The following is a 23,123-nucleotide window of genomic DNA, read 5'->3' as shown; positions in this document are numbered from 1 at the left end:
GAACCAAGGGAGGTTGTGGTCTTTGCGGTCGCCGGGGCGCGGCGACGGCCCGCGTCACCGGGACATCGCCGGTTCGTTGCGAAGACGGCACACCCCTTTCCTTCACCGCAGGTGGACGCCATGATGGCGACCCGGCACCCCGCCCCCGACGCCCCCTGCCCCCGCCAGCCGAGATCGAGTACGCCGTGGCCCCCACCTTCCGCCGTCACACCCTCGCGGGCGAGATGCTGGTCCTCCAGCTCGCCATCGTCGTGGTGGTGCTGCTCGCGGTGGCCGCCGTCTCGCTCGCCCAGTCGAAGGCCACGTTCAACCGGGTCGAGGGCCGTCGCGTCGCCGCCCTGGCCGAGCAACTGGCCGCCACCCCGCTGGTGCGCAGCCGGCTGCTGCGCCCCGTGCCGCAGGAGGCCCTCGCCCCGCTGGTGAACTCCACGCGGACCCAGTCCGGCGTCACCTCGGTCACGGTGGCCGACGCCGGCGGCCGCATCGTCAGCTCCACCGACCCGACGGTGGTCGGCGCCCGGTTGCCGCTCGCCGACGACGCCGTCGGGGGACGCGGCTGGTCGGGGGCGCTGACGCTGGGCGGCAGCCGGGAACTCGTCGCGCAGGTGCCGGTGCTCGGCGACACCCCGGAAACCCTCGGCCTGCACCTCGGCACGGTGATGGTCGGCGAGGCCGACCCCACGGTGTGGCAGCGGCTCGGCGGCGCCTCCTCCTACCTCCTGGCCTACCTCGGTGTCGCCAGCGGCCTCGGCGTGGCCGGCTCCTGGCTGCTCGCCCGGCGCGTCAAACGGCAGACCCTCGGCCTGGAGCCCCGCGAGATCGCCGGGCTCGCCGAACACCGCGAGGCGATGCTCTACGGCATCGCCGAGGGCGTGGTCGCCCTCGATCCGCAGCACCGGCTCACCCTGGTCAACGAGACGGGCCGGCGCCTGCTCGGCCTGCCCGAGGACTGCGTGGGCCGGAGCCTGGACGGCCTGGGCGTCGACGGGCGCCTGCTGGACGTCCTGACCGGTGCCGCGGCGGACGCGGCCGGACGGCACGACGCGGACGTGCGGCGTGACGAGGTCGTCGTCCGCCACGGCCGGATCCTGGTGATGAACCGCATGACCGTCACCAAGGACGGCCGCCCGCTCGGCTCGGTCACCACCCTGCGCGACCGCACCGAACTGGCCCGCCTGGAAAGGGAGATCGGCGCCTTCCGCAGCACCTCCGAGCTGCTGCGCGCCCAGGCCCACGAGTTCGCCAACCAGCTGCACACCATCTCCGGGCTGATCCAGATCGGCGAGCAGGACGAGGTGGTGCGCTACATCCGGGCGCTCAACCGGCGCCGCCAGTGCCTCGACGTCACCCTCAGCCGCCGGGTCCGCGACACCGCCGTCGCCGCACTGCTGACGGCGAAGTCCTCCCTGGCGGCCGAGCGGAAGGTCGCCCTGCGCGTCTCCGAGCGCACCGCCCTGGGCCGGCTCGCTCCCGAGGACGCCGCCGACGTGGCGACCGTGGTCGGCAACCTCGTCGACAACGCGGTGGACGCCGCCGCGTCGCACGGCGACGACGCCGCCTGGGTCGAGGTCGAACTCAGGCAGGACGCCACCGGCGTGGAGATCGTGGTCCGCGACTCGGGGCCCGGAGTGGCCCCCGCGCTGGCCCGCGAGGTCTTCTCGCACGGCTTCACCACCAAGGCCGCCCGGCAGGGCGAGCGCGGCATCGGCCTGGCGCTGACCCGGCTCGTCTGCGAACGGCACGGCGGCGAGATCTCGGTGACCAACACCTGCGAAGGGGCCGTGTTCACGGCACGCATGACGGTCGGCCACCTCACCGACGCGGTGGCGGAAGGAGCAGCACCATGAAGGGGACGGGCGGCACCGGCGGAGCGGGGGCCACGACCGGCGCGATCGGGGTGCTCGTCGTCGACGACGACTTCATGGTGGCCCGGGTCCACCGCGCCTTCGTCGAACGCGTCGAGCACTTCCGGGTCGTCGGAGTCGCCGGTACCGGCGAACAGGCCCTCGCCGCCGTCGACGAACTCCGCCCCGACCTGGTCCTGCTCGATCTGTACCTGCCCGACCTCTTCGGCCTGGACGTCGTCGCCCGGCTGCGCGCGGCGGGCCACGACTGCGACGTCATGGTCATCAGCGCGGCCCGGGAGGCGGACGCGGTGCGCGGCGCGGTCCGCCAGGGCGTCGTCGACTACCTGCTCAAGCCGTTCGACTTCGAGGACCTGCGGGTCCGGCTGGAGCGCTACGCCGGCCGGCGGGGCCGGCTGCTCGGCACCGTCGTGCGCAGCCAGGCCGACGTCGACCGCGCGCTGGCCGGGGCGGCGGCACCGGCCGCCGCGGTCCCGGCGCTGCCCAAGGGCATGAGCGCGGAGACCGCCGAACTGGTCGAACGCACGCTCCGCGAGGCCGACGGCACGCTGTCCGCCAGCGAGTGCGCGGCGCTGACCGGCGTCTCCCGGGTCAGTGCCCGCCGCTACCTGGAGTACTTCCACACCGTCGGCAGCGCGGACGTCTCGCTGCGCTACGGCGTGGCCGGCCGCCCCGAGCGCCGCTACCGCTTCCGGGACGCGGTCACCGGCGTGGCGCTCCCGCGCGCAGCCCGTCCATGACGAAGTCCAGGAACCGGGTGGCCCGCGGCTGCCAGTCCTCGCCGGGGTCGATCAGCCACAGACCGCCGATGACGAGGAAGAAGTCGTCCGCGGAGAAGCCGGGCCGGATGGTGCCGGCCTCCTCGTTGGCGCGGAGCAGGAGGCCGGCCGCGTCCATGACGGGGGTGGGATGCGGCTTCTGCGGGCTCCCGGGCGCGCTGGTGACCAGCCGGATCGCGTCCGCCAGGCCGGCCTTGGTCATGGCGAACCCGGCGAGACGGTCCATCCACTCGCGCAGGGCCCGGTCGGGCTCGCGGGTGGCCAGCAGTCGGGGCGCGGCATCGGCCACCTGCTGCATCTCGTAGCGGTAGACCTCCAGGACGAGCGCCTCGCGGTTGGGGAAGTTGCGGTAGAAGGTGCCCTGTCCGACGCCCGCCTTCTTCGCGATGGCGCTCAGCGGCGCGTCCGCGCAGCGCGTCAGTTCCTCCGTGGCCACGTGCAGGATCCGCTCGCGGTTGCGCTGGGCGTCCGAGCGCAGGGGAGCGTCCGGCCTGTCCCTCTTCGCCTGCGGCACCCGTCCTCCTCCCGGGTCCGTGGCCGAAACCCGTCCTTGATAAGCGGACAGCTGTCCGTTACGTTTTCGGTGAGCGGACAGGTGTCCGGTTACCTGCCCACTTTAGCGGCGGACGCGGCCTCGCGGGACCGGCCGGTGACCTCCGCCCATCGATGAATCCACGCCTACAGCCCGTTTTCCCTGTCACCAGACACCAAAGAAGGCTGACCAATGGCCCCAGCGCCCTCGTCGACGTCCAGTGCCATCACCCTGAACATCAACGGCGAGAAGCACCAGCTGACCGTCGACCACCGCACCACCCTGCTCGACGCCCTGCGCGAGCGCCTCGACCTGACCGGCACCAAGAAGGGCTGCGACCAGGGGCAGTGCGGCGCCTGCACCGTCCTGGTCGACGGGCGTCGCGCCGTCTCCTGCCTCAACCTCGCCGTCGCGGCCGAGGGGCGCGAGATCACCACCATCGAAGGCATGGCCGAGGGCGACCGGCTGCATCCGGTGCAGCAGGCATTCCTCGACCTCGACGGCTACCAGTGCGGCTACTGCACGCCCGGCCAGATCTGCTCGGCCGTCGCCGTCATCGAGGAGCACGCGGCCGGCTGGCCGAGCGCCGTCACCGGCGACGTGCGGCCCGAGGCCGGACCGCCACCCCTGTCGCCCGAGGAGATCCGCGAGCGGATGAGCGGCAACCTGTGCCGCTGCGGCGCCTACGTCTCGATCGTCCGGGCCGTCGCGCGCGCCGCCGAGGCCCACGGGAAGACCGCGGCCGAGAACGCCGAGGAGGCCGCCGCATGAGGGAATTCGGTTACCGGCGCGCCGACGACGTCCCCGGGGCCGTGGCGCTGCTCGCCGCCGACCCCGACGCCCGGTTCCTCGGCGGCGGCACCAACCTCGTCGACCTGATGAAGACCGGCGTCGAACGCCCCGCCCTGCTCGTCGACGTCCGCGAACTGCCCCTGGACGGCATCGAACCGACCGCCGACGGCGGCCTGCGCATCGGCGCCACCGTCACCAACAGCGACCTCGCCGCGCACCCCGAAGTCCGCCGCCGCTACCCGGCGTTGACCCAGGCCGTCCTGGCCGGCGCCTCCGGGCAGCTGCGCAACATGGCCACCGTCGGCGGGAACCTGCTCCAGCGCACCCGCTGCGGCTACTTCACCGACGTGAGCAAGCCCTGCAACAAGCGCGTCCCCGGCAGCGGTTGCCCGGCGATCACCGGCGAGCACCACAACCACGCCGTGCTGGGCGCCTCCGACCACTGCGTGGCCGTGCACCCCTCGGACATGGGCGTCGCCCTCACCGCCTTCGACGCGGTCGTCACCTACGAAACCGCCGACGGACCGGGAGAGTCGCCGCTCGTCGACTTCTACCTCCCCGTCGGCGACACCCCGCACCGCGAGACCGCCCTGCCGCCCGGCGCACTGATCACCGGCGTCACGCTGCCGCCCGCGCCCGTCGCCGCCCGCTCCCGCTACCGCAAGGTGCGCGAGCGTGCCTCGTACGCCTTCGCCGTCGGCTCGGTCGCCGCCGCGCTCGACGTCGAGGACGGCGTCGTCCGCGAGGCCCGGCTCGCCCTCGGCGCCGTCGCCTCCCGCCCCTGGCGGGCCCGCGCGGCCGAGGCCGTGCTGACCGGCGCGCCCGCCGGCGGGGACACCTTCGCCGCCGCCGCGGACGCCGAACTGGCCGCGGCGCGTCCCCTGCCCGACAACGCGTACAAGGTGACCCTCATGCGCAACCTCGTGGTCGCCGTGCTCACCGAACTCGCCGAGGAGGCCACCCGATGACCACCGCCACGACCGGCCGTACACCGGTGCGGGGCGCCGTCGGCACCGCCCACACGCGCGTCGAGGGACGGGACAAGGTCACCGGCGCGGCCCGCTACGCCGGCGAGATCCCCTTCGCCGGCCTCGCCCACGGCTGGCTGGTGCTCTCCACCGTCACACGCGGCCGCATCCGCTCCCTCGGCACGGACGCCGTCCTCGGCATGCCGGGCGTGCTGGCCGTCCTGCACCACGGCAACGCCCCGCGCCTCGACACCGAGTACGTCGGCATGCTGGGCGTCCCGGACCCGACCGCGGCCGTCTTCCAGCACGACCGGGTGCCGCACGCCGGATGGCCCGTCGCCCTCGTCGTCGCCGAGACGCCCGAACAGGCCAGGGAGGCCGCCGAGGCCCTCGCCGTGACCTACGACGAGGAACCGCACGACACCGTCCTGCGCGCCGACCACCCCGACGCCCACCCCGCGGACGGGCACATGCCGGCGGAGACGGAGAAGGGCGACCTGGACGCCGCCCTCGCCGCGTCCGCCGTCGTCCTGGACGCCGAGTACACCACCCCCGAAGAGCACCACAGCATGATGGAGCCGCACGCGGCGACCGCGCTCTGGGACGGCGGACGGCTCGAGGTCGTCGACTCCAACCAGGGCACCACCTGGGTGCAGAGCGAACTCGCGAAGATGTTCTCCCTCGACGAGTCCGCGGTGCGGGTGCGCTCCGAGCACGTCGGCGGCGGCTTCGGCAGCAAGGGCCTGCGTGCCCACCAGGTGTCCGCCGTGATGGCCGCGACCGTCCTCCGGCGCCCGGTGCGCGTCGTCATGACCCGGCGCCAGATGTTCTCGCTGGCCGGGTACCGCAGCCCCACCGCCCAGCGCGTCAGGCTCGGCGCCGACGCCGACGGCCGGCTCCGCGCCCTGGAGCACCGCTCGCTGAACCAGACGTCCACGGTGTACGAGTTCGTCGAGCCCGGCGCCGGCGTGGCCCGGGTGATGTACGACGCCGACGCCCACCGCACCGCCAACCACGTCGCACGCCTCGACGTGCCGTCCCCCACCTACATGCGGGCGCCGGGCGAGGCGCCGGGGTCGTTCGCGATCGAGTCGGCGCTCGACGAACTCGCCGAGCGCTGCGGCGTCGACCCGATCGAGCTGCGCCTGCGCAACGAGCCCGAGGCGGGGCCGGTCTCCGGGCACCCGTTCAGCAGCCGCAACCTCGCCGCCTGCTTCCGCGAGGGCGCCCGGAGGTTCGGTTGGGCCGACCGCGACCCGCGCCCCGGCGTGCGCCGTGACGGGCGCTGGCTGCTGGGCACCGGCACGGCCGCCGCCTCCTTCCCCGCCGGCGCCGGGCCCTCCACGGCCCTGGTGACCGCGGAGGCCGACGGCACCTTCACCGTGCGGATCGCCGCCGCCGACATCGGCACGGGCGCCCGCACCGCCCTCACCCTGATCGCCGCCGACGCGCTGGAGGTCGCGCCGGAGCGGGTCCGCGTCCGCATCGGGGACAGCGACTTCGGGCCGGCGATGATCGCCGGCGGTTCCATGGGCACCCGCTCCTGGGCCTGGGCGATCACGGCCGCCGTCGCGGAACTGCGCGAGCGGCTCGCCCTCGGCACCGACATCCCGCCCGAGGGCATCACCGTGCGCTCCGACACCACCGCCGCCCTCGGCGCCCTCGCGCAGAAGGAGCGGCACTCCTTCGGGGCGCAGTTCGCCGAGGTCGCCGTCGATCCCGCCACCGGCGAGGTACGGGTGCGGCGCATGCTCGGCATCTTCGCCGCGGGCCGGATCGTCAACCCGCTCACCGCCCGCAACCAGCTCGTCGGCGGCATGGTCTGGGGCCTCTCCATGGCCCTGCACGAGGAAGCGGTCCGGGACCGGTCCACCGGCGGCCTCTACAGCCCCGACCTCGCCGGCTACCACGTCGCCACGCACGCCGACGTCGCGGACATCGAGGCGGACTGGGTGGAGGACCCCGACCCCGACGACCCGGTCGGCATCAAGGGCGTCGGCGAGATCGGCATCGTGGGCGCCGCCGCGGCCGTCGCCAACGCCGTCTGGCACGCGACGGGCGTCCGCCACCGGCACCTGCCGATCCGGCCCGACCGCGTGCTGACGGGAGCGGCACCCGTGGACGGGGGAGCGGCGGATGCTTGACATCGCCGGCGAGCTGCACGGATGGATCGAGGAGGGCCGGGACTTCGCCGTCGCCACCGTCGTCTCCGTCGGCGGCAGCGCGCCGCGCGGTCCGGGCGCGGCCCTCGCCGTCGACAGCGAGGGCCGGGCGCTCGGCTCGGTCTCCGGTGGCTGTGTGGAGGGCGCGGTGTACGACCTGTGCGCCGAGGCCCTCCGCGACGGGGAGACGGTGCGCCAACGGTTCGGCTACAGCGACGAGGACGCCTTCGCGGTCGGCCTGACCTGCGGCGGGGTCATCGAGGTGATGGTCACACCGGTCACCGTCGGCTCGCCGTCACGGGCGGTGTTCCGGGCGGCGCTGTCGGCCGCCGTCCGGGACGAGCCCGTCGCCCTGACCCGGGTCGTCCAGGGTCCGGCCGCCTTCCTCGGACGGGCGCTGCTCGTCCGCACCGACGGCTCGCACGAGGGCGGGCTCGGCGGACGGCCCGAGCTGGACCGCACGGCGGTGACCGAGACCCGGGCGCTGCTGGACGCGGGACGCACCGGCACGGTCGCCCTGTCGGAGGACGGCTCGCACTGCCCCGGGGGACTCACCCTGCTCGTCGAGTCCCGGACGCCGCCGCCCCGCATGATCGTCTTCGGCGCGGTCGACTTCGCCGCGGCGCTGGTGCGCGCCGGCAAGTTCCTCGGCCACCACGTGACCGTGTGCGACGCCCGGCCCGTCTTCGCCACCCCGGCCCGCTTCCCGGAGGCCGACGAGGTCGTCGTCGACTGGCCGCACCGCTATCTGCGGAGCACCCCCACCGACGGGCGAACGGTGCTGTGCGTGCTCACCCACGACGCCAAGTTCGACGTGCCGCTGCTGACCCAGGCCCTGCGCATGCCGGTCGCGTACGTGGGCGCGATGGGCTCGCGGCGCACCCACGAGGACCGGGAACGGCGGCTGCGCGACGCCGGTCTGGGCGAACGCGAGCTGGCCCGGCTGCGGTCGCCCATCGGACTGGACCTCGGCGCCCGGACGCCCGAGGAGACGGCCCTGTCCATCGCGGCGGAGATCGTCGCCGCCCGGCGCGGCGGGACGGGCCTGCCGCTGACCGGCGGGGCGGCGCCCATCCACCGCGACCTGTCGGGGGCGGCCGCCTGAGGCGGTCGGGGACGGCTTCCCGGGCCCGGGGCCGGGGCGGCGTCCGAAGAGAGGAGAGGGGGCGCGGCCGACGCCCGGAGGACGAGCGCCGGCGTCCGGCTCAGGGCAGTGCCGACACATCGGCCAGGCGGACCGCCGACTCCAGCATCGTCGCGTGCACGAACGCCTGGGGGAGGTTGCCGCGCAGCTGACGTTGGCGCACGTCGTACTCCTCGGCGAACAGTCCGGGTGGTCCGCAGGCCGCCCGGGTCCGCTCGAACCAGCGGAACGCGCCGACGCGGTCACCGTACCGGTGGCAGGCGAGCGCCATGGCGAACCCGCACAGCAGGAAGGCGCCCTCCGCCTCGCCGAGCGGCACGCCCGGGTGCTCGAAGCGGTACAGGTACCCGTCCTCGGAGAGCCGTTCCTCGATGTACGCGCGGGTGGCCGCCCCGTCGTCGTCGCCGAAGGCGCAGCCGCGCGCCATCGGCACCAGCAGCGCGGCCTCCGGACCGTCGTCGTCCTCGGCCCGGCGCCAGCGGCCGTCGGTCCGCAGGCACCGGCGCCGGGTCTCGCGCAGCACGGCGTCCGCGAGATCGTCGCAGCGCCGCCCCGCGCCGCCGGGCAGCACCCGCGCCGTCCGCCGCAGCCCGCACACCACGCTCAGCCGGGAGTGGGTCCACCACCGGTCCTCCAGCTCCCACAGCCCGGCGTCCGGCCGCAGCCACTGCCGCTCCACGACGTCCACGGTGAGGGCCGCGGCGCGCTCCGCGTCCTCGGTCAACCGGTCGTGCGCGGCCGCCGCGGCGAAGAGCTGGAGCGCCTCCCCGAAGGTGTCCAGCTGGAACTGGACCCCCGCGTCGTTGCCGACGAGGTCGCTGCCGCCGGGGTAGCCCGGCAGCCGCAGGGAGCGTTCCCCGCCGACCGGCCTGCCGTCGACCGTGTAGGCGGGACGGGCCTTGTCGCCGTCCTCGAGGATGCGTTCGGCGACGAAGCGCACGGCGTCGTCGACCAGCGGGTGGGGTCCGTGCGCGGCGACGGCGAGACCGGCGTAGCACTGGTCGCGCAGCCACGCGAAGCGGTAGTCGTAGGTGCGCCCGCTGTTGGCCCGCTCCGGCAGGGAGGTGGTGGCGGCGGCGACCATGCCGCCGGAGACGCTGGTCAGCCCGCGCAGCACGGCGTACGCGTGCCGGGCGTCGCGCGGCGCGGCCAGCGGCGAGCAGTCCGGGACCGCACGCCGCCACTCCCGTTCCGTGGCCCGCCACAGCGCGTCCGCGTCGAGCGGTTGCGTCTCCGGCCCCTCGGACAGCTCCAGCACGAGGTCGTGCGACTCGCCCTCGCGCAGCGAGAACTCGCCGGCCAGCCCCTCGCCGGGCCGCCAGACGGCGTCCGGCGCACCAAAGAGCCGCATCCGCAGCGCCTCGGCCTCAGCCGCCCACACCCCGTCCTCCCGGCGGGGGTCCGCCATCCGGCCGGTACCGAAGCCCGGCCGCGCGTCCAGCACCAGGCGCAGCCGCGGCCGGCCCCGCACCGCCCGCATCCGGCGCAGCAGCACCAGACGGTCCGTGCGGGCGGGCATGGCCAGCGCCTCGCGGCACTCCACCACGCTGTCGGAGGTCACCCAGCGGCTGACCCGGATGAGCGTGCCCTCCTCGTAGGAGCCGCCCCAGACGTGCCGCGGGTCCACCGGTTCGACCGTGAAGTGCCCCGGACCGCCGATGAGCCCGGAGAACACCGCGTCGTCGTGCCAGCGCGGGGCGCACAGCCACACGATCCGGCCCTGCGGGTCCACGACCGCGCCCCGCTCGCCGTCGGCGATCACCGCGTACTCCCGCAGCGCCCACGGGGGACTGGACGGTCCCGGGGCCTGCTCGGCCCGGCCGGCACGGTGTTCCATGACGTTACGACTGTCCCGGAGCCGTGGACCGAAACGATGCCGCCGCCGAGGCCACCGGGACGCCGCGTCGGCGCACCGGCGGTTCACACGGGTGCCGCGGCGGGCACGCCACGGCGGTGCCGGGCCCCGCCCACCCCGTGCTCGGCCAGCGGCCCCACGGTCAGGCCCCGCGCACGGCAGTCGGCGACGAGGCCGGGAAGGGCGCCGAGGGCCGCCCGCCAGCTGCCGGGGGCGGAGGCGTGGTCGGTGTCGTGCAGGAGGACCGTGCCGCCGCCGCCCAGGTCCGCCGCGACGGCCGCCCGCACGGAGTCCGGCGTCGCGTCGTGCCGCCAGTCCTTGCCCCACGCCGTCCACAGGACCGGGCGCAGTCCCGCGTGCCGGGCGGCGGCCCAGCGGCCGGAGGTGAGGATGCCGTAGGGCGGCCGGTACCAGTGCGGTGCGCGGCCGGTGGCGTCGCCGATCGCGCCCGCCGCCCGCTCCAGCTCGCGGGCGTCGCGCCCCGGCGACGGCAGCCAGGGCCGGTCGTGGGACCAGCCGTGGACGGCGATCTCGTGGCCCCGCAGCACCAGCTCGCGAGCGGTCGCGGGGTACCGGGCGACGTTCTCGCCCAGGACGAAGAACGTCGCGCGCACCCCGAGCCCCTCCAGCGCGTCCAGGAAGCGGGGCGTGGACGCCGGGTCGGGACCGTCGTCGAAGGTGAGGGCGACGTGGCCGGGCCGGCCCAGTCCGGCCAGTGCGGGGAACCAGCGCCGGCGCAGCTTCGGCAGCCAGGTCGCGGCCGGACCGATGTGGGCCAGCGCGGCGACGGCCGGCACGGCGACCGCCGGCGCCACGGCGTACGCCATCCGCCCGGATCCGCCTCGTTCCCTCATCGGCCCCGCCTCCTGCTCCGCCGGAAAATCCCCGTCGCCCGTCGCCCGTCGTCGGGCGTCCGGGGTGCTCCGAGCCTCGCGCGACGTCGTCCGCCGCCCTTTCCGCCCGTCCTGTTCCTCGCCCGTCCGAATCCCCCGTGATCCCCGCCTGAGGCGCTGGGCGGTCTTCGGCCGCCCCTGCCGGTGAGCGGGGCCCTCCCACCGGACGTCCGGGTCATGGTGCGCCGCGGACCCGGTGGTCACGACTCCTGCCGCTCCTGTCGCCGGCGCCCTCCACCCGGCCCGTCGCGCGCCGCCGGCGCGGTGTCCCAGGCGCCCTGCACCGACGGCGCCCGGGCCAGTCCGACACTGCCGAGGCCGATCAGCGCCACGCCGATCAGCTCGGGCAGCACCCGCACCCCGAGGGCGATCTCCTCACCGAACAGGGCCCAGCCGATGGCGACGCTGGTCAGCGCGTCCCCGAGGGTGAGCGCGGGCTGCGACGCGGCGAGGGTCCCGGCCCGCAGCGCGCTCTGCAGGAGGAGGAAGCTGATCACGCCGACGACTCCCGTGGCGTACAGCGGCCACTGCGTCAGCACGGCGCCCAGCCCCTGGGAGAACCGCCCGGTGACCTCCTTCAGCAACGCCGCCGTCCCGCCGAACGCCACCGCGGAAGCCGACCCGAACAGGGCGGCGCGGGGCGCCCCGTGCACCAGCCGGCCGGCGACGGCGAAGCCCGTCACCACGCAGAACAGCGCCAGGAGTGCCCAGGGCCAGCGGCCCGGGACCGCGGTGGCGTCCCCCGCCGACGGGGACGCGGCCCCCAGGAACAGCGCCAGCCCCACGGCCAGGGCCACGAACGCCAGCCAGGTCCGCCGGTCGGGCCGCCGGTGGAAGACCATGCTGCCGACGACCAGGGTGAACATCAGCTCGCTGGCCATCAGCGGCTGGACGACGGCCAGGCTGCCCACCGCCAGCGCGGCCGCCTGCAGCACCGTCGTCAGGGCGAGCAGCGCCGCGCCGCCCACCCAGTACGGGTCGCGTATCAGCCGCAGCAGCGAGCGCACCACCGTGTGGCCGGCGCCGGCCCGGTGCTCGTCCTGTGCCGCGGCCCGGCGCTGCAGCACCGACGCCGCAGCGTTGGACAGCGCCGCGAACAGGGCGAGGACGACGGTGAGGACACTCACCGCGGCGGGCTCCCGCTCATCCGAACCGGGAGGCCATCCGCCGGTACAGCCCGGGCGCCGTGCCCCGGACCCGGCACGGCAACCGCAGCCAGCCGGGCACGTACACCTCGTCCCGGCCCCGGGCCACCGCCTTGCGCACCGCGTCGGCGACCCGCTCCGCCGGCACCGGCCGCGGCCTGGACCGCCGGTAGGGCGCGCCGCGGCGTTCGAAGAAGGGCGTGTCGACGACCCCGGGTATCACATGGGTCACTCCCACCCCGGTGCCCCGCACCTCGTACCGCAGCGCGTCGGCGAAGGCGCCCAGCGCGGCCTTGGCGGCGGAGTACACCGCCTCGCCGCGCACCCCCACGCAGCCCGCCAGCGACCCGATGAGCACCACGCGCCCCGAGCCCGCCTCGATCATGCCGGGCAGCACCAGCCGCACCAGCCGCAGCGTGGCCAGGACGTCGATGGCGAAGACCTCGTCGATGGTGTGCGGCGGCATGTCGCGGAACTCCCCGGCCAAACCCACCCCGGCACCGGCCACCAGGAGGTCCACCGGGCCCGCTGTGGCCAGGGCGAAGTCGGCGAGCTGCCGGTCGGCGCCGGGCAGGGTGAGGTCCGCGGCGAAGGCGGTGGCCGACGCGGCCCGGGCCACCTCGCGCAGCCGGGACGGGTCGCGCCCGCTGAGCACCAGCCGCCAGTCGCCCTCGTCGGCGAGCCGCCGGGCGACGGCCGCGCCGATGCCGGAGGAGGCCCCCGTCACCAGCGCCGTGCGCGTGCGCGTGCCCCGCTCGCCGACGGGCGGCCGGGACCTCGCCCGGTCCGCACCGGGTGCGGCACTCCGCGGTCCGGGGGCGGACCGGGTGCGGGAGAACGCATCGACCATGGGGACCACCTTGGCTCGGGGCGGACACCGGGAGGTGATCGACCGGGTGGCCGGGACCCCCGGCGTCCGACCGGACGGGCGGTCATGGAGTATCCCCGGAGGAAGATCCGAAACGCCCGTTCATGTCATGGTTTGGAACACTCTGGGTGGGCAACCTGAAGCGCCGTGCATCCTCCCAGCTCATCCGCGTCCCGCCGGACCGCACCCCCGCGCACCCCCCAGGACGCCGGACGTCTGCTGCTGGTCAGCGCGAGCATGGGCGCCGGGCACGACACGGTCGCCGCGGAACTGGCCCGCCGGATCCGGGAACGCGGGGGCGACGCACTGGTCGTCGACGTCCTCGCACTCCTGCCGTGCGGCCTCGGCCGCGCCCTGCGGCTCTTCTACCGGGGGTCGGTACGGCACTTCCCCTGGGCGTACGCCGCCCTGTACCGCCTGTTCCTGCGCCCCGGCGGCGGGCGCCGGCCCGGCGGGACGCCCCTGGCCCGGCTCGCCGGCTCCCGGCTGCGGGAGCTGGCCGGCCGCACGGGCGCGGACGTGGTGGTCCCCGTCTTCCACCTCGGCGCCCAGCTGACCGGTCATCTGCGCGCCCGCGGCCTGCTGCCCGTGCCCAGCGTCGTGCTCGTGACCGACTTCGTCGTCCACCGGCAGTGGCTCCACCCCGGCAACGACCACTGTCTGTGCCTCACGGACGACGCGGCGCGCCAGGTGCGGCGGACCACCGGCACACCCGCCGGGGCCTGCGGCCCGGTGGTGGCCCCCGAGTTCTTCGCCGACGCGCCCGGGGCGGACGGGTGGCGCCGGCTGTTCGACCGGCACGGCCCCGGGCGGCCCCCCGTCGTGCTGTCCGCCGGCGCCTGGGGGGTCGGCTCGCGTCTGGCCGCCACCGTGCGGCTGCTGTCGGAGCACGGCTTCCTCCCGGTCGTGCTCTGCGGGGACAACGGGGGGCTGCGCCGTGAGCTGTCCGGCGTTCCCGGTGCGCTCGTCCTCGGCTGGGTGACGGACATGCCCGGCCTGCTGCACGCCGCCCGGGCCCTGGTCGACAACGCCGCGGGGCAGACCGCCGTCCAGGCACTCGCCGCCGGACTGCCGGTCGTGGGGCACCGTCCGATACCGGGCCACGGCGCGGACGGCGTGCGCCGGATGGCCGAGCTGGGCGTCTCGGAGACGGCTGAGGACGACGCCGCGCTGCTCGGGGCGCTGCGACGGCTGACCGCCCCTGGTCCTGCCCGGCGGGAGCGGATCGCCGCCGGGCGCGCGCTGTTCCGGGACGACGCCCTGACCCGGGTGACCGCCGTCGCCGACGCGTTGCGCGCACGCCGGTGAACCGGACCGCGCCCGGTGGCCCCGCGTCCGTTTCCCCCGCCCCGGCAGGGGGCACCCGGGCCCGGGCGAGAACCGGCGGAAGGAGGCGGCGCCGTGCGGCTCGACGAGTTCCTGACCCGGGTCCGTGACCGCGGGGAGTACCACAGCGAGGAAGAGGCCGAGCAGGTCACCACGGCCGTGCTGTGGGTGATCGCGTCCCGGATCGCGCCGGAGGAGGCCGCAGCCCTGGCCGCGCACCTGCCGGCACCCCTGGACGACGCGCTGCGACTGGAACGGGGACGCCCCGAGGCCTTCGGCCGCGAGGAGTTCCTGCGACGCGTGGCCCAGCAGACCGGCGCCCGGCCGCGCACCGCGGAGTGGGACGCGGGCGCGGTGCTCTCCACGCTCGCCGAAGCGGTGCCCGGCGATCGCGCGGACCGCCTCCGCGGCGCGCTGCCCGCTGACTGCGCGGACCTCTTCGGCGGCCCCGGGACGGGCTGACCGCCGCACCCGCGTTCGCGTCGGGCGCGGCGGCCCGCGTCAGGCGTTGGAGCCGGCCGGAACGGGGCACCCGGCCACCGGTCGACGAGGCGGCCCCGATGGCGGGCGCCCGAAGGGAAGGCATCCATGACGGACGGTGAGCAGCGCTACGGCGCCGACGACGACACCCCCCTCGCGGGATACGCGACGCTCGCGACGACCTTCGCGACCGCTGTCGGAGCACTCGCCGCGGTGGCGTGGCGCCGTGGGGTCCGGCTGCCCGACACCGTCCCGCCCTGGGACGTGGCCCTGCTGGGGACGGCGACCTTCAAGGCGTCCCGGCTGCTGACCAAGGACAAGGTCACGAGCTTCGTGCGGGCGCCGTTCACCCGCCGGGACCGCGAGGGCGAGGCCAACGAGGTGATGGACGCCCCGCGTGGCGGCGGGCTGCGCCGCGCCGTCGGAGACCTGGTCTCCTGCCCGTTCTGCACCTCGGCCTGGGTGGCCGGCGGGCTGGTCGGCACCTACGCGGTCGCGCCCCGGGCCGGCCGCATGCTGAGCGCGGGCCTGAGCGCCGTCGCGCTGTCGGACTGGCTGCAGTACGCGTGGAGCCTGACGGAGCAGAAGGCCGAGGGCTGAACCCGGGGAACCGTGCCCCCGGACGGTCAGCCGCGCTCGGCGCGTGCGGCGCGCTCCGCGTGGAGCTGCTTCACGCGGGCGGCCTCCTTGCGGACGTCGGCCTGGACGGCCTGCTCCCGCTCCAGCCACTCGGGACGCTCCTGCTTCAACGCGTCGATCTGCGCCGTGGTCAGCGGTTCTTCGACCCCGCCGCGGCGCAGGCCCGCGATGGACACGCCCAGCTTGGCCGCCACCACCGGCCGCGGGTGCGGCCCGTCGCGCCGCAGCTCGCGCAGCCACTGCGGCGGGTCGGCCTGCAGCGCGTTCAGCTCGGCGCGCGTGACGACGCCCTCCCGGAACTCGGCGGGTGTGGCCTCGAGGTACACACCCAGCTTCTTCGCCGCGGTCGCGGGCTTCATGGTCTGGGTGTTCTGGTGCGACGTCATGGTGCCAAGGGTATCGAGCATGTGAACGGCTCCCGACCACGCCCGGTAACCTGGCCGGGTGACAGGCTCGGAAGACCCCCCCTCGTTCCGGCTCGCCTACGTCCCGGGGGTGACGCCCGACAAATGGGTGCGCATCTGGAACGAGCGGCTGCCGGACGTCCCGCTGTCCCTGACCCAGGTCTTTGCCGCCGAGGCGGGCGGGGTGCTGCTGGGCGGCGACGCGGACGCCGGACTGGTGCGGCTGCCCGTCGACCGGACCGTCCTCAGCGCGATCCCCCTCTACACCGAGACCACGGTCGTGGTGATCCCCAAGGACCACCTGGTGACCGCGGCCGACGAGGTGACCGTCGAGGACCTGGCCGACGAGATCGTGCTGCACCCCCTCGACGACGTGCTCGGCTGGGAGCGGCCGCCCGGCCGGCCCGCGCTCGAGCGCCCGGCCACCACCGCGGACGCCGTGGAACTGGTGGCGGCCGGCATCGGCGTCCTCGTCGTCCCCCTGTCGCTGGCCCGGCTGCACCACCGCAAGGACCTCACGTACCGGCCGGTCACCGACGCCCCCGGATCGGGCGTGGCCCTGTCGTGGCCCGAGGACGCGCACACCGACCTGGTGGAGGAGTTCATCGGGATCGTCCGGGGCCGGACCGTCAACAGCACCCGGGGCCGGCGCTCCGAACCGCCCGGCGCGAAGGACGAACGCACCGGCACGGCGTCTGCGCGGCGCAAACCGGCGGCGGCGAAGAAGCAGGCCGGCGGCAAGCAGGCCGGCGGCGCGCGGCGCGGCTCCGGCGGCGGTGCCAAGGGCGGGCGACGGGGCAGACCCCGCGGGCGGTGAGCCGCACCGCGGCGCCCGCCCACCTCAGCGGACCGTCGGCGCGGGCGTCGGAGCCGTCGTGCCGACGTCCAGCCCGGGCGGCTCGGTGAGGGACAGCACCGGCTCGCCCGGCTGCGGGGCCGGTGGGGTGAGCTGGACCTTCGGCAGGCCCGGCGGGGCCGACTGCTGGAAGTTGACCTGGTCGAAGTTGACCAGGCCGGTCCTCTCCAGCACGGTGATGTGATCGAGGACGGTGTCGTTGGCCTGGTCGGCCAGCTGCCGCACCAGGGAGTTCTTGGTGTTGGCGCGGATCTTGGCGATCACCGGGAAGATCTGGCCGTGCGTGATGCGCATGATGTTGACCGCGGTGGTGTCGAACTGCTTGCCCGTGGTCCCGCTCACGGTCGACACGAACTGCTGCTGTTGCGGGGACGCCAGGTTGGGCAGGGTGATGCCCAGTTCGGGAGCGATCCGGCGGCAGGTCGCGTCGAGCCGCGAGTGACCGGTGACCAGGTGCTCGCCGGCCTCCCTCATCTCCGGTGTCGTCCCCCGCTCCATGGCCAGCAGCCCGAGCGGGTGCTCCCACAGCCCGGCGGCGCGCACCTTCACCACGAAGTCCCGGTCGGCCTCGGTGAGCGGCCCGTACCGCGTCTCGGCGACGACGCGGGCCTGGTCGCCGCCCGCGTTCTGCACGCCGAGCACGGCCGGGTAGGCGAGCGCGGTGAGGGTGAGGACCAGGGCACCGGCCACGAAGGCCGTCCCCGCCGTGGTGCGCGTGATGCGCATCGTGCCTCCTGGGGCGACGACAGGCTCGGACACCGGGAGGTACGGATGCGGACCGCGCCCTGATCAGCGCCGCGGGCAAAACCCGCGCGCGACGGATGTGTTCTGCGTCTCGTCTGCCGCCGTCACCACACGTACGACGCCTTCCGCGCGGCCCCACCACCCGCTCGCCCTCGTCGCGTCCGAGCAGCCCGGCGCCCACCCAGGTGTCCGCCGTGCTCCGTACGTGGGCCACCGGGGCGCCCTTGCCGCCTCCAGCGCGAACGGCCGCACGGACCAGGCCTCCGGCGCCACGAGGGTGGCGGGCGCGGCCGGGGCCCGGGGCGCGGCGCCGGACCGGCCGCTCGCCGCGTGGGCCGTGCCGGGCGTCGCCGCGGCGAGCGCGGAGGCGAGCAGGAGGGTCCGCCGGGAGAGGGACGCTGCCATGTGCTCATCGTTTCTCCGGTCGTCACGGGGGGAGGACGCGCTGTCCGGGGTTGTTCGCTATGGCGGTCGACGTTCGAAAGATCGCCCGGAAGACGGACGAGGGGTACGGGAGCGTCAGCGGTACCGGCGAGTACGGTCAGGAGGGCCGTGCCTCGCGTGCGAGCCAGTCGTACGCCGCCCACGCCGTGAACTCCGCCTGCCCGCCCCGCAGCAACAGCCCGGCGGTGGCGAACTCCGGGGCATCGGCCTGTGCGGCGACGTACGGGAGGGCGATGCAGCGCATGCCGGCGGCGTGCGCGGCGGCGGCCCCCGGGGCGGCGTCCTCGAGGACCACGCAGTCGGCCGGGGAGGTCCCGAGCCGACGGGCCGCCTCCAGGAAGACGTCGGGGGCGGGCTTGCCGTGCGCGACCTCGTCGGCCGAGACGACGGTGTGCAGGTACGCGTCCAGTCCGGTGCACGACAGGATCGCCTCGATGGCCCGCGGCGAGGAACCCGAGGCCACGGCGAGCGGCACCCCCTCGCCCGCGAGCAGCTCGACGAACTTCCGCATCTCGGGGTAGGCGCGCGTGGAGGTGCGGGCCAGCTCCAGGTAGCGGCGGTTCTTGGCGGCGAGCAGCTCCTCGACCGGAGCGCGCAGCCCGTACCGCCGCTTCCAGTCGGCGACCGTCTCCCGGGTGCTGATGCCCACGTACTCCTCGTGGTCGGCCCAGGTGAAGTCCGGGACGCCGTGCTCGGCGAGGGTCTGCCGGCCCGCCTCGTAGTAGTTCGGCTCGCTGTCCACGAGGGTTCCGTCGAGATCGAAGACGACCGAGATGCCGCCGAGAGTGCTCATGGGTCCAGGATGCCAAGGCTCATTTCCGCGCCGTGCGCCCGATCGACTCCACCAGCGGCAGCAGCCGGTGCGGGACGCGCTCGCGCAGGGCGACCTCGCTGCGGGTGCGGACCACGCCGGGCAGGCTGATCAGCTTCTGGATCACGTCCTCCAGGTGCGCGTTGTCCCGGGCCACCACCCGGGTCAGCAGGTCGCCGCCGCCCGTGATGGAGAAGGCCTCGACGATCTCCGGCACGGCGGCCAGCGCCTCGCCCACCTCGTCCAGATGGCCCTGGGTGACCTCGATGTGCACGAACGCGAGCACGGGATGGCCCAGTGCGGCGGGGGAGAGGGACGGCGCGGTGCCGGTGATCACGCCGTCGCGCTCCAGCCGGTCCAGCCGGGCCTGGAGCGTCCCCCGGGCGACCCCGAGGAGGCGTGCGTACTCGCGCACGCTGGTGCGCGGCTGCTCCAGCAGCAGCCGCAGGATGCGGGTGTCGAGTGCGTCGACGGCCATGGTGACCCGGTTCCTCTCGTCGGCCAATGGTCCTTGAATGGCCGTGGAAAGACCCTGATCACTGTACCAATGGATCAATCCTCGGGGAGGCAGTTGAGCCACTGGTGGAAAGGATGCTGATATGGAGGGGTCGATGGCGCTGCGGATCCCGCGGCGCCTTTTTCATGCCGGTGATGTCCGGGCCAGTGTGCGAGGGGGCGGTAATCAGTGCTGAAGAGGGTGTTCGTGAGCCCGGACCCGGGGCGGGCGCGGCTGCGCTTCGCCGCGCGGGCCGTCGTCGGCATCGGCCTGGCCGTCGTCGTCTGCGGCCTGGCCGGCGTCTCCCTCGTGGGCGCCGTCGTCGGCGGGCTCGCCGCGCTGCTCGCCCTGTTCACCGTCACCGACGCCACCGTGCGCGGCCAGGCGGTCACCACCGCGCTGCTGCCGGTGGCGGGGCTGCCCGTGCTGACCGCCGCGGCCGGACTGCACGGCCACCCCGTGGCCCGCGACCTCGCCTTCCTCGCCGTGGTCGGCGCGGGCGTGTACGCCCGGCGCTGGGGCCCGCGCGGCCACAGCCTCGGCGTGTTCGCGTTCATGACCTTCTTCATCGCCCAGTTCCTGCACGCGACCCCGGACCGGCTCCCCGAGATGCACGCCGCCGTGCTGCTGTCCGTGGCGACCGCTGCGGCGGTCCGCTTCGGCCTGTGGTGCTACGAGCGCCGCCTGCCCCCGGCCGTCGTGCCCGCCCCGCCCGCCGGCACCGGTCTCGCCCGCATCACCACGCGCCAGGCCGTCCAGGCCACCGTCGGCGCGGGCTTCGCGCTGGTCGTGGGCCAGCTGGTGTCCGGCGACCGCTGGTACTGGGCCGTCGGCGCCACCTGGTGGGTCTTCGTCAACACCACCTCGCGCGGCGAGACCCTGGTCCGCGGCTTCCGGCGGGTGCTCGGCACGGTCGTCGGCATCGGCCTCGGCTTCCTCGTCGCCGTCCCCGTCGCCGGGTCCGCGGTGCCCACGGCCGTCCTCGCCGCCGCCTGTGTCTTCGGCATCTTCTACACCGCCGCGGTGTCCTACACCTGGATGATGCTCTGCGTGACGGTGCTCGCCGAGCTGCTCTACGGCCTCCTCGGCGTCCTCAGCCCGGGGCTGCTCGCCCTGCGGATCGCGGAGACCGGCGTCGGCGCGCTCGGCGCCGTGCTCGCGGTGCTCCTCGTCCTGCCCGTCACCACCCACGCCGTCACCGACGCCTGGATCCAGCGAGCCCTGCGCTGTGTCCACGCCTGCACCGCCGAGGCCGCGGCCCGTCTCGCCGGCACGGAGGGCGCCGACCCGGCGCCCCGCGTGGCCGAGCTGGAGCAGCTGCTCGGCCGGGTCCGGCTCTCGGTCGCCCCACTCGTGCACCCGCTCAATCCCATGCGCGGGCGCAAGCGCCGCGCCCGGCGCGTGCTCGCCCTGCTCGACGACTGCGCCCGGGAGATCCGCGGGCTGGTCGCCGTCGCCGCCGACCCGGAGGCCTCGCACGACGCCCGCCTGGCCGCCGCCTGCTGGCGTGTCGAGACCGCGGTCGAGGCGCTCACCGGCGGCGGGGCCGTCCCCGCCCACCAGGAATGGCCGCTCACCGCCGAACCGGCCCTGGCCCACCTCCACGGCCTGGAGCGCGCCCTGGCCGAACTCGCCGCCCCCCTGCGCGGCCCGTCCGGCTCCCCGCTGGTCGGCGCCTGACCCGACGCGATCCTGCCACCCATTTGGTCTAGACCGCGCGTGACCGACTGCTACCGTCGCTCCAGGGCGACGATCAGTCGGCGCCCGACGCGGTGCCCGACGGGGCACGGGACGAGAGGGGTCAGCGGTGGCGGACGGCGGCAGGCGGCAGCGGCGGGCGTTCATCGGGTCGTTCACGGCGGCCGGGGGTCCCGGGATCGTGACGGCGGCCGTCACCCCCGGCGAGGGCGCGCTGACGGTGCTGAACAGCGTCAACAGCGTTCCCGACCCCTCCTACCTGGCCCTCGCCCCCGACGGCGGCACGCTCTACGCGGTCAGCGAGACCGCCGAGGGGGCCGTGGCCGCGTACCGCGTCGGCGGGGACAAGCCCGATCCGGCCGGGCGGCCGGTGCCCGTCGGAGGCGACGGACCGACCCACCTCAGCCTGTTCGCCGGACACGTCCTGACCGCCAACTACGGATCCGGGAGCGTCAGCGCCGTGCCGGTCCGCTCCGACGGCACCCTCGCCCGGTCCGCGTCCGGCGTGCTCCGCCACACCGGCTCCGGCCCGCACGCCCAGCGCCAGCAGGGACCGCACGCCCACCAGGTGCAGCCCGACCCCAGCGGGCGGTGGGCCGTCAGCGTGGACCTCGGCACCGACTCGGTGCGCGTGTGCACCCTGACGGACGGCGCCCTCGCCGTCCACCGGGAGATCGCGCTGCGCCCCGGCTCGGGGCCCCGGCACCTGGCCTTCCACCCGGACGGCACCCACGCCTACGTGGCCAACGAACTCGCCCCGACCGTCACCGTCTGCCGCTGGGACGCCGCCGACGGCACGCTGCGGCCGCTCGCCGAGGTTCCGGCGCTCCCCGGCGTCCCGGCCGGCGACGCCTACCCGTCGGGCATCGTCGCCTCGCCCGACGGCCGCTTCGTGTGGACCGCGACCCGCGGGGAGGACGCGCTGTCGGTGTTCGCCGTCGAACCCGACGGGCTCCGGCTGACCGCCACCGTCCCGTGCGGCGGCCACTGGCCACGGGCGATCACCGTGTCGGACGGTTTCCTCTACGCGGCCAACGAGCGCTCCGGGGACGTCACCTGGTTCGCCCTCGACCCGGCGACGGGGCTGCCCCGCCGTGCCGGGTCCCTCGCGGTTCCGGCTGCCTCCTGCGTGGTCTTCGGCTGACGCCGCGCCGCCGCGGGGAACGGCGAAGGGCCCGCCCCCGTACCGGGGCGGGCCCTTCCGGCCGTACGGACCGTGGTCGTGCGGGTGCCGTCCGCCTCAGCGGACCGGCGCGCCCTGCGGCTGCTGCGGCGAGATGCCCAGCGCCGTCGTGTACTTCGCCAGCGTCAGCTTGCCGATCGCCGGGTAGGGGCCGAGCGGCTCGGCGGTGGAGCAGCCCGCCTCCTTCGCCGCCTCCTCCAGCAGGGCCGCGTCGATCTCCGGGCCGATCAGGTACGGCGCGAGCGCCAGCTGCTGCGAGCCCGCGGACCGCAGCTGCTCGGCCACGGACGCGATCGAGCCCTCCTGGTCCAGCGCCGCCGCCATCACCGGCACGGCGAGGCGCGCGGCCAGCAGCATGCCCGTGATCCCGGCCGCCTGCACGGCCTCGTCACCCCCGACGGACGCGAGGACGATGCCGTCCGCGGCCGTCGCCACGGTGAACAGACGGGCCCGGTCGGCGCGGGCCAGCCCGGCCTCGGAGAGCCGCACGTGCAGCGCCTCGGCCAGCAGCGGGTGCGGGCCGAGCACGTCGGTCAGCTCGGCCGCGATCCGGCTGTCCATGACCGCCTGCCGGATCCGGCGCAGCAGCGCGCCGTCCGGGCCGGCGAGCAACGGCACGACGACGGCGACGGGGCCCTCGGGCTCCTTCACCTCGAGACCGGCGGCGCGCGCCAGCTCGTAGCGGGCCGTGCGTTCCTCGCCGGACCGCACCAGCACCGCCGACAGCGACAGGAACTCCTCGTCGTCGCCGTCGAGGTAGCCGATGCGGGCGTCGACGCCGGGCAGCTCGGAGCGGGCGATGCTCACGATCTCCTCGGCGAGGCCCCGGGTGGCGCCACTGGGCGTGCCCGGCACCGCGAGGACGAGCGCGGGCGCGCCCTCGGGAGCCACCAGAGGCTCGGGTCGGCGGTGCCGCCCGGGCTGTCGGGGGCGCGGCATTCGTACTGGCAGGCCGGACGCGGGCCCAGTGGGGGAGCTCATGGCGCCGCATGTTACTGGTTTCCCGGGCCACCCTGTTCGGGGAGGGTGCGGGTGAGCG

Annotated in this window: 22 protein-coding genes; 12 read left to right on the top strand and 10 right to left on the bottom strand. The window is 75.6% G+C overall.

Translation table 11 applies throughout. The features are described from left to right. The first annotated feature begins 185 nt into the window (after positions 1-185). Together ACZ4V6_RS11000 and ACZ4V6_RS10995 are read left to right on the top strand one after the other, a co-directional pair. Positions 186-1,847, top strand: coding sequence for a sensor histidine kinase (locus ACZ4V6_RS11000; RefSeq protein WP_467825049.1), 1,662 nt, complete (start codon positions 186-188; stop codon positions 1,845-1,847). Then, positions 1,844-2,605, top strand: coding sequence for a response regulator (locus ACZ4V6_RS10995; protein ID WP_467825047.1), 762 nt, complete (start codon positions 1,844-1,846; stop codon positions 2,603-2,605). Before ACZ4V6_RS11000 ends, ACZ4V6_RS10995 begins: the two co-directional genes overlap by 4 nt. On the opposite strand, the gene ACZ4V6_RS10990 is transcribed toward ACZ4V6_RS10995, so the two are convergent. Next, positions 2,568-3,158, bottom strand: a complete 591-nt coding sequence (locus tag ACZ4V6_RS10990; RefSeq protein WP_467825044.1) for a TetR/AcrR family transcriptional regulator — start codon at positions 3,156-3,158, stop codon at positions 2,568-2,570. The genes ACZ4V6_RS10995 and ACZ4V6_RS10990 overlap by 38 nt on opposite strands. 210 nt (positions 3,159-3,368) lie before the next feature. Here ACZ4V6_RS10990 and ACZ4V6_RS10985 point away from each other — a divergent pair, with 210 nt between their 5' ends. From ACZ4V6_RS10985 to ACZ4V6_RS10970, 4 genes are read left to right on the top strand one after another with little or no spacing between them, the layout of a single operon-like run. Next, positions 3,369-3,947, top strand: coding sequence for a 2Fe-2S iron-sulfur cluster-binding protein (locus ACZ4V6_RS10985; protein WP_467825041.1), 579 nt, complete (start codon positions 3,369-3,371; stop codon positions 3,945-3,947). After that, complete coding sequence (locus ACZ4V6_RS10980) at positions 3,944-4,936, top strand: FAD binding domain-containing protein (protein ID WP_467825039.1); 993 nt, start codon at positions 3,944-3,946, stop codon at positions 4,934-4,936. The genes ACZ4V6_RS10985 and ACZ4V6_RS10980 overlap by 4 nt, the downstream gene beginning before the upstream one ends. After that, the gene (locus ACZ4V6_RS10975; protein WP_467825036.1) at positions 4,933-7,080 is read left to right on the top strand and encodes a xanthine dehydrogenase family protein molybdopterin-binding subunit; all 2,148 of its coding nucleotides are present in this window, start codon (positions 4,933-4,935) and stop codon (positions 7,078-7,080) included. Before ACZ4V6_RS10980 ends, ACZ4V6_RS10975 begins: the two co-directional genes overlap by 4 nt. Beyond that, positions 7,073-8,203: an XdhC family protein gene (locus ACZ4V6_RS10970; protein WP_467825034.1), complete on the top strand. Its 1,131-nt coding sequence runs from the start codon at positions 7,073-7,075 to the stop codon at positions 8,201-8,203. The genes ACZ4V6_RS10975 and ACZ4V6_RS10970 overlap by 8 nt, the downstream gene beginning before the upstream one ends. Positions 8,204-8,303: 100 nt before the next feature. Here the strand turns inward: ACZ4V6_RS10970 and ACZ4V6_RS10965 are convergent, their stop codons facing one another. From ACZ4V6_RS10965 to ACZ4V6_RS10950, 4 genes are all read right to left on the bottom strand, one after another. Further along, positions 8,304-10,079 (bottom strand): glycoside hydrolase family 15 protein, encoded by a 1,776-nt coding sequence (locus ACZ4V6_RS10965; RefSeq protein ID WP_467825031.1) that lies wholly within the window; start codon positions 10,077-10,079, stop codon positions 8,304-8,306. A gap of 83 nt (positions 10,080-10,162) precedes the next feature. Next, positions 10,163-10,951 carry a polysaccharide deacetylase family protein gene (locus ACZ4V6_RS10960; protein ID WP_467825029.1) on the bottom strand — a complete coding sequence of 263 codons (789 nt, stop codon included), beginning with the start codon at positions 10,949-10,951 and terminating at the stop codon, positions 10,163-10,165. A gap of 239 nt (positions 10,952-11,190) precedes the next feature. Beyond that, positions 11,191-12,117 (bottom strand): DMT family transporter, encoded by a 927-nt coding sequence (locus tag ACZ4V6_RS10955; RefSeq protein ID WP_467825026.1) that lies wholly within the window; start codon positions 12,115-12,117, stop codon positions 11,191-11,193. 16 nt (positions 12,118-12,133) lie between these two features. Continuing rightward, positions 12,134-12,985, bottom strand: coding sequence for an SDR family NAD(P)-dependent oxidoreductase (locus tag ACZ4V6_RS10950; protein ID WP_467825023.1), 852 nt, complete (start codon positions 12,983-12,985; stop codon positions 12,134-12,136). A gap of 255 nt (positions 12,986-13,240) precedes the next feature. Between ACZ4V6_RS10950 and ACZ4V6_RS10945 the strand changes: the two genes are divergently transcribed. The 3 genes from ACZ4V6_RS10945 (at position 13,241) to ACZ4V6_RS10935 (ending at position 15,409) form a co-directional block, all read left to right on the top strand. Continuing rightward, positions 13,241-14,311 carry an MGDG synthase family glycosyltransferase gene (locus ACZ4V6_RS10945; protein ID WP_467825618.1) on the top strand — a complete coding sequence of 357 codons (1,071 nt, stop codon included), beginning with the start codon at positions 13,241-13,243 and terminating at the stop codon, positions 14,309-14,311. 93 nt (positions 14,312-14,404) lie between these two features. Further along, positions 14,405-14,791, top strand: a complete 387-nt coding sequence (locus ACZ4V6_RS10940) for a DUF2267 domain-containing protein (RefSeq protein ID WP_467825020.1) — start codon at positions 14,405-14,407, stop codon at positions 14,789-14,791. A gap of 126 nt (positions 14,792-14,917) precedes the next feature. Continuing rightward, a complete protein-coding gene (locus tag ACZ4V6_RS10935; protein WP_467825018.1) occupies positions 14,918-15,409 on the top strand; it encodes a DUF1360 domain-containing protein in 492 nt (163 codons plus the stop codon). A gap of 26 nt (positions 15,410-15,435) precedes the next feature. Here the strand turns inward: ACZ4V6_RS10935 and ACZ4V6_RS10930 are convergent, their stop codons facing one another. Further along, positions 15,436-15,834 (bottom strand): DUF5997 family protein, encoded by a 399-nt coding sequence (locus tag ACZ4V6_RS10930; RefSeq protein WP_077800918.1) that lies wholly within the window; start codon positions 15,832-15,834, stop codon positions 15,436-15,438. Between the two features lie 58 nt (positions 15,835-15,892). Between ACZ4V6_RS10930 and ACZ4V6_RS10925 the strand changes: the two genes are divergently transcribed. Beyond that, positions 15,893-16,669, top strand: a complete 777-nt coding sequence (locus ACZ4V6_RS10925) for a LysR family substrate-binding domain-containing protein (RefSeq protein ID WP_467825016.1) — start codon at positions 15,893-15,895, stop codon at positions 16,667-16,669. A 24-nt stretch (positions 16,670-16,693) separates the two neighbouring features. Here ACZ4V6_RS10925 and ACZ4V6_RS10920 read toward each other — a convergent pair whose 3' ends face one another. The 3 genes from ACZ4V6_RS10920 to ACZ4V6_RS10910 form a co-directional block, all read right to left on the bottom strand. Next, positions 16,694-17,434: a DUF4142 domain-containing protein gene (locus ACZ4V6_RS10920; protein WP_467825015.1), complete on the bottom strand. Its 741-nt coding sequence runs from the start codon at positions 17,432-17,434 to the stop codon at positions 16,694-16,696. A gap of 559 nt (positions 17,435-17,993) precedes the next feature. Next, complete coding sequence (locus ACZ4V6_RS10915; RefSeq protein ID WP_467825013.1) at positions 17,994-18,689, bottom strand: HAD family hydrolase; 696 nt, start codon at positions 18,687-18,689, stop codon at positions 17,994-17,996. A 19-nt stretch (positions 18,690-18,708) separates the two neighbouring features. Then, entirely contained in the window at positions 18,709-19,185 is a 477-nt protein-coding gene (locus ACZ4V6_RS10910) for an Lrp/AsnC family transcriptional regulator (RefSeq protein ID WP_467825010.1), read from the bottom strand. Between the two features lie 207 nt (positions 19,186-19,392). On the opposite strand from ACZ4V6_RS10910, the gene ACZ4V6_RS10905 reads away from it, so the two are divergent. Continuing rightward, positions 19,393-20,883, top strand: a complete 1,491-nt coding sequence (locus ACZ4V6_RS10905; protein WP_467825007.1) for an FUSC family protein — start codon at positions 19,393-19,395, stop codon at positions 20,881-20,883. A 127-nt stretch (positions 20,884-21,010) separates the two neighbouring features. Next, on the top strand, positions 21,011-22,045 hold the full coding sequence (locus ACZ4V6_RS10900) for a lactonase family protein (protein WP_467825005.1): 1,035 nt from the start codon (positions 21,011-21,013) through the stop codon (positions 22,043-22,045). Between the two features lie 96 nt (positions 22,046-22,141). On the opposite strand, the gene ACZ4V6_RS10895 is transcribed toward ACZ4V6_RS10900, so the two are convergent. Then, positions 22,142-23,065: a sirohydrochlorin chelatase gene (locus ACZ4V6_RS10895; protein WP_467825002.1), complete on the bottom strand. Its 924-nt coding sequence runs from the start codon at positions 23,063-23,065 to the stop codon at positions 22,142-22,144. Positions 23,066-23,123: the final 58 nt, after the last annotated feature.

Source organism: Streptomyces sp. NPDC029152, from assembly GCF_055564355.1.
The sequence above is the reverse complement of the archived record's forward strand: the minus strand, read 5'-3'. Positions and strand labels throughout refer to the sequence as shown.